The organism is Anabaena catenula FACHB-362 (assembly GCF_014698735.1).
GTDB lineage: Bacteria > Cyanobacteriota > Cyanobacteriia > Cyanobacteriales > Nostocaceae > Anabaena > Anabaena variabilis_A.
Genome location: NZ_JACJTQ010000020.1, coordinates 101339 through 108272 on the forward strand (window position 1 = coordinate 101339; position 6934 = coordinate 108272).

Genomic DNA, 6934 nt, shown 5'->3' on the forward strand with positions numbered 1-6934 from the left:
CAACCTACGAATCAAGGCTTTTTCAATTTGGCAAAGGTATTGAAAGTAATGGAAGAATTATCAGGATCTAAAAGTCTATCAACAGATGATCTACTTGTTTTCATTTTCTCAGCCAGCGAGAGGAAAGTTTCCAGATAGCTTGGATGAATTGATGAATTGTTAGTAGATTGTGAGGTGACACTCAATGAACCGGAGTAGGATTTAGAGCGATTCCAGGGCGTAGCGCTGAGTGCAAGGCACTCCCGTCAGGGATACGCTATCATACACACCAACTTAACCAATTTTCCCCAACCTCCCAGACTAGCTTATAATTTCCAAGGGACGCACGCTCTCCACAGGTAAGTCAAAGGGGGATAGATGACACTTAAGCGGTTGCTGTTAATTGGGCTGACACTGTTAGCAATGATGTTGTCGGGGCTGTCTTTATTTGCTAGTTGGCAAAAACCTCAGTTCCAAAGTCGTCTGGAACTGTATCAAACCAATATTGTGCTACAAGCCCAAGCATGGCAACCAGAAGATAGCAACGACGGGAATTTCCAAGCCATTCGGGAAGCCATACTGGGGGATAAACCTTTAGAAAGTGCTACCAAGCAATATCAAGAAGCGCGAGAATCTGTCCAAATTAATTTAGATAAAGTCGAAAACAAACTCTCAAAACTGCGTGTCACACCTCCTCAACCCCTACCAAATGAAGCGCTTGATACCAAAACCTCTTCCCAAGAAGAGCAACAGTTAGAGAAGTCTGTCAACCAGCTGCAAAAATTGCGGCATGAATTAGATTTGCGGCTAGGAATCTTACAAGCAAAGCAGGGTAAAATAGATAGCGCCCTCAGTACTTGGAGTCAAGTTCAGGAAACCTCAAATATAAATCCAGAATTTGGCAAAACTGCTGACACATTAAGCGGAATTTGGAGTAACCCCCCTCGTCTACTCCCAAATGCCCAACAACTGATTCAAAAAAATTTAGAAGGTTGGTTTCGCTCTACTGCCTTGATTCAGTTATATGAAATTCAGCAACGTCAAGACGCTCTATCAGCCATTCAAGCTGCTCAACAAGTATCTGCCACGGACGCAGTTTGGAAATTAGCAATAATTGCGACTATCCCCAGTTTAACGGCGTTAATTGGCGTAGTACTGCTGGTAGTTTTAGTTATTCAGCGTTTACTGAAGGGAAGAGAATCCATATTGGCTGAAAATGGTGAAAAGCCTTGGTCAACACCTTGGGACGTGGAAACAATTTTACAGGTTTTTGTCCTGGGATTTTTCTTGATGGGACAATTATTTATACCTGAATTATTAACTCTTCTTCCTATTCCCCGTTCTACAGGTAATGCGCGAGTTCAGGCTTTCTCAGTTTTGGTGAGTTACTTGTTAGTTGCCTTCGGTGCGTTGTCAGTGCTGTATTTGTCTATCAAACGCTATTTCCCCCTCCCAGAAGAATGGTTCCGCTTCAGGTTGAAAGGTAATTGGTTTTTGTGGGGACTGGGTGGCTATTGCACCGCTTTACCCATTGTGGTGATAGTGTCTTTAATTAATCAAAAATTATGGCAAGGACAAGGTGGTAGTAATCCGCTCTTACAACTGGCGCTAGAAAGTAGAGATAACATAGCATTGGGAATATTTTTCTTTACAGCTGGTATAGCTGCACCACTGTTTGAAGAACTTCTATTTCGCGGCTTTTTGTTACCTTCCCTAACTCGTTACATTCCAGTTTGGGCAGCCATTGTCGGCAGTAGCTTGTTATTTGCTGCGGCTCACCTGAGTTTGTCGGAAATTCTACCTTTAACTGCCTTGGGAATGGTCTTAGGAATAGTGTACACGCGATCGCGCAATCTCCTCGCCCCTATGCTTCTCCACAGCCTCTGGAATAGCGGTACATTACTCAGTTTATTTCTTTTGGGTAGTGGAAATAATTAATACTCTATCTTATGGATGCAAAAATGCCTAATAGCCTCATATTTGCTCATGTAACTAGTCAACAAGAATAAGTAGCAAAATAAATGCACTCTTCAAACCGGATATTCTCCCCCAAAATGCAACTCAGCTACTACTGTTAAATATGTCACTAAATATCTGGATAAAATTCAATATTTATCTAGATGTTTGAGCAAACAATGACTCATATTTAGCAATCCGATCTGATTTATGTATCCCTTGGGGGAGGCGTAGCCATATTTATTTCATCTATCTTTATCTGCATTTATATGCGGTAATTGCACTTTAAACCTGATTCTATGCAGCTTCATCTAAAAAAAGGTATCAGACTCTGCAACGATATCCATGGGGATCATTAATTGCCAAGGGTTGCAAAAACAAAAAAAATCTGTGTGCATATGCACTGACAAAACCAAGATAAAAGTGTATCCTTATATTTACAGCAAACTCAAAAAAGTCCGGATCTACTAGCAGTAGACTTGTAGGAAATAGTAGGGTGTAGTAGTTTTTAGAGATGATTAGGGTTAATGATCCTCAAGAGAAATTTTAAGCCTATAAATCTGCAAACTTGCTGCATTTAAATTTGTAAGCAAATTGACCAAAATTCATTGATAACCGTGATATTTTCAGGTGTTATGAGACTATTTCCTCATATAGCAATCCTTGCTGAGGTTGTGAACATATTGTAGGTTAGGTTTAGACGAGGTCATTAACTGATAACACTCACAGATAAATCACCAAAGTCCGTCTTCACCCAAAATTCACTATAAAATATGTGTTCACGATTCCTGATTAATCGCTATACCAAGTTGGGATAGTTAGTATTATTTTATATCTCTTGAACAGCCTATTAGCATAGGTGCAAGTTGAGCAATTATATCTATTACTGATAGATATCGTGGGTGAAAAATTCTCTACTGTCACTCCCCAATCTAAAATCTAATATTGGTATCAGTCCCATACTTCCAAGATATTGATGGAAATGTGGCATCTTAGCTTTGGCTATTGATATGAAGAATTGCTTTTACTATCACAATGAAAATATATTTAGTCATTAAATAATATATTTTCTTATTCTTATGACAAGTAGGAATTAAAACTTATACAACGTACATCAAGGATGATAACTTAAATATGGCGAATCTTAACCCTTCTCACTCTACCAAACAACTTTTAGCTGGTTACAGTGGCATTATTTTTGGGGGATTTGGACTGCATAAATTTATTCTTGGTTATGCCCCGGAAGGTTTTATCATGCTAGCAATTTCTGTGGTTGGAGGTTCTATCACTTTTGGTTTTACATTGCTGATTATGCAATTTGTTGGTTTAGTTGAAGGCATGATTTATTTAAACAAGAACCATGAAGAATTTGTTAATACCTATTTTGTGAATAGACAAGGCTGGTTCTAGAGTTTTGATTAAACAGCTATAGGAATCAGGTTTGATTCCTATATGTATTTTCAGTTTATTTATAAAATTGACTAATTTGTCAACAATCAAATCAACAGTATTCTTAATCTAAAATCTATAATTGGTAAGATATGCCAATCCTTAAACCTAAGCAGGTTAACTTAATTATTTTATTGCTGATGGGCATGGCTTATTTCAGCACTATGTCTAATTTAGAAATCAACAATTTCTACAAAAGCCTGATTTTCATGATGCCTATACAGATAGCGACTGTCATCTATGTAACTTATAGGCGTTGGAGTCGTTGATGGTAGTTCACGATTTAAATATTTAAGTATTTCAATATTATTGACATTTGGTCATAGTTACAGATTTCGCCTAATCTCGAAGTAGAGATACCTGTTGTCAAGGATAGAATTTTTATAGCGAATCTAAAAACTTGCCATGCAACTTCTCCCAGAAACTAAACTTGCCCCAGAATCTACCCCAATGACAGAAAAAATTATTTTAGATGTTGGGGGCATGAAGTGTGCTGGGTGTGTAACAGCAGTAGAAAAACAGCTAAAGCAACATCCAGGAATCATAAGCGTCTGTGTCAACCTAGCGACAGAAGTCGCCGTCGTAGAGGTAGAGGCAGGTGTGGCAGATCCAGATGCACTAGCAAAGGGGTTGACAGTCACGGGATTCCCCACCCAAACCCGTACAACTAATAGCAAAATAGCAGGTGAGACATCTGCTAGACAAGACCCCGCAATCAGACAGCGCCAAGAAATGGTGGGGGCGATAGGGCAGTTAGCGATCGCTGGGGTGCTACTGCTATTATCAGGAATTGGACATTTTGGTAGTACAGTTTTCCCCATATTCAATAACATCTGGTTCCATTGCGGACTAGCCACCGTATCCCTGCTAATCCCCGGCCGCCCAATTTTAATCGATGGCTGGCGCGGTTGGCGACGGGGTGCGCCCAACATGAATACCTTGGTCAGTTTAGGAACTCTGACAGCCTACACTGCTAGTTTGGTAGCGTTGTTGTTCCCCCAAATGGGTTGGGAATGCTTTTTTGACGAACCAGTGATGATGCTAGGCTTTATCCTCCTAGGAAGGACATTAGAACAACAAGCTAGAGGTCGTGCCGCTGCGGCATTTAGACAATTACTAGCACTCCAGCCGCAGATAGCCAGATTGATTGCTAACCCAGAAGCAGAGAAATTAATAGTGGGGGCCAATATTGTCGAGATACCTGCTGAACAAGTGCGGATTGGTGAATGGTTGCAGGTGTTACCAGGAGATAAAATCCCCGTTGATGGTGAAGTTCGCTTTGGACAAACTACGGTGGATGAATCGATGCTGACTGGGGAAGCTGTACCAGTTATGAAGCAAGCTGGAGATGCAGTCGCAGCAGGAACTCTCAATCAGTCGGGTGCGATCGCTATTCAAGCTACTCGTACAGGCAATGATACTACTTTGGCGCAAATTGTGGCTTTGGTAGAAGCTGCCCAAACTCGGAAAGCGCCAGTACAAAAATTAGCAGATACGGTTTCTGGTTATTTTACCTATGGGGTGTTAACAGCTTCTTTGGTAACTTTTCTTTTTTGGTATGTTTTCGGTACTCACATTTGGCCGGAAGTTACCGTTTCCAGTGGCATGGAAATGATGAGTCACTCGGCACAACACCCAGCCCCCAACACACATTACTCCTCACTGTTAATTAGTTTAAAATTAGCGATCTCTCTGATGGTAGTCGCTTGTCCCTGTGCTTTAGGACTAGCAACCCCCACAGCCATTCTTGTCGGTACAGGTTTGGGTGCAGAACGGGGTTTGTTAATCAAAGGTGGTGACGTTTTAGAAAGAGTCCACCAACTAGATACTGTGGTTTTTGATAAAACAGGAACTCTGACTACAGGTCATCCCACGGTGACAGATTACTTGGTATTTGCAGAAGATGGAGAGGAAAATTCACCTCAGTCCCTTCTCCAACTAGCAGCAGCAGTAGAAAGCGGCACTTACCATCCTCTCGCCAGAGCAATTCACCAAGCAGCACAGCGACAAAAGTTATCAATTCCCCATGCTGTAGATTTTCATACGGAACCAGGACTAGGAGTGTCTGCTGTAGTCGAAGGCAAAAAAGTACTTTTAGGTAATTGGGATTGGTTGAATAACCACGGAATTGCGATTAGTGAAACTGCACAACAGCAAGGGCTAAAATTGGCAGTAGAGGGTAAAACAGTCATTGGTGTTGCAGTTGATGGCACTTTAACTGGATTAATTGCTGTGAGTGATACCCTCAGACCAGATGCAAAAGCTACAGTAGACAAGTTGCGTCAAATGGGTTTACGGGTCATCCTTCTCAGCGGTGATAGATTAGAAGCAGCCAGTGCGATCGCAGGGCAACTAGGACTAGATAGCAGTGATGTCATGGCAGGTATCCTCCCAGCGAAGAAAGCAGAAGCAATACAGTTTCTTCAGAATGGAGAAAGTGTAAGCATACCCAAATCCGTTGTTGCAATGGTAGGAGACGGCATCAATGATGCTCCCGCTTTATCTCAAGCAGATGTCGGCATTGCTTTAAACTCTGGCACAGATGTGGCTATGGAAACAGCCGAAATCATACTCATGCGTGACTGTCTGAGCGATGTTGTACAATCAATCTTACTCAGTCGTGCAACGTTCAACAAAATACGTCAAAATTTATTCTGGGCTTTTGCATATAATACGATTGGTATTCCATTAGCAGCGGGTATTTTCTTACCCAGCTGGGGATTTGTTCTGAGTCCATCCAGCGCAGCTGCGCTCATGGCTTTCAGTTCAGTTAGTGTTGTCACTAACTCAGTTTTATTACGCCGCTTTGCACATCTACCTTAAAATTAAATTAGGTCAACATAATTACTAATTCGTAATAATGCCGACCGCCTGCGGTCGGCATTATTACGAATTAGTAATTATTTGGTCAAAGCCGCTACCTTACCAGAGGAGAGGTGTACCAGAAAGGTCTAAGATTTAATTCAGTTGATCTACTGATCACTGGTAGGCAAAACCTAAGTAAAATCTATCTTGGATCATACCGCTCAATTCAGGTGTTATGACAGGGAATAGGTTACTATTAACAGGCTTCAAAGTATAAAAAGTGTCTGGGTTTTATGATGGCTGCTCTCTCTGCCAGACGCTAGGTGTAGCTTGCTTCTCCAGAGGGGTACGCCGAAGGCATCAGTCTATGTCAATACTGTACCTGTCAACGGACATAAGTTAACAAAAGCTATCTAAACTCCTCCCAGAGACAATATACTCATATAGGCAAAAACAATATACTATTCTCTTCTCATGTCATGTGTAATTTCAATGTTGATTAGATTTAATATGAGATAATTTTCTCTAAAAGTATGGTAGAAAAAGATACTCATTCAATGCTTGTGTATCCAAGTTCAACAAATTTTAGTAACCATCTGTCAATGGCAGCAGAACTTAATGAAAACCATCTACTGATTAGACATCTCCGGAAATAGCTAAAGTGTTACTGCCACTGCTTTTAAAAGTGAGATGCCCCAATGCAAAGGTAGCTGGCTGGTACGCTAAAATAAGCGTTAGAGATGCC

4 protein-coding genes are annotated in these 6934 nt (G+C 41.1%); all 4 read left to right on the forward strand.

Going from position 1 to position 6934, the window contains the following annotated elements:
- The first annotated feature begins 357 nt into the window (after positions 1 to 357).
- The 4 genes from H6G68_RS14550 (at position 358) to H6G68_RS14565 (ending at position 6207) form a co-directional block, all read left to right on the forward strand.
- Positions 358 to 1917: a CPBP family glutamic-type intramembrane protease gene (locus H6G68_RS14550; RefSeq protein ID WP_190907277.1), complete on the forward strand. Its 1560-nt coding sequence runs from the start codon at positions 358 to 360 to the stop codon at positions 1915 to 1917.
- 1152 nt (positions 1918 to 3069) lie between these two features.
- A complete protein-coding gene (locus H6G68_RS14555; RefSeq protein WP_190907278.1) occupies positions 3070 to 3345 on the forward strand; it encodes a TM2 domain-containing protein in 276 nt (91 codons plus the stop codon).
- 131 nt (positions 3346 to 3476) lie between these two features.
- Entirely contained in the window at positions 3477 to 3653 is a 177-nt protein-coding gene (locus H6G68_RS14560; protein WP_190907279.1) for a hypothetical protein, read from the forward strand.
- Between the two features lie 136 nt (positions 3654 to 3789).
- Positions 3790 to 6207, forward strand: coding sequence for a heavy metal translocating P-type ATPase (locus H6G68_RS14565; RefSeq protein ID WP_190907280.1), 2418 nt, complete (start codon positions 3790 to 3792; stop codon positions 6205 to 6207).
- Positions 6208 to 6934: the final 727 nt, after the last annotated feature.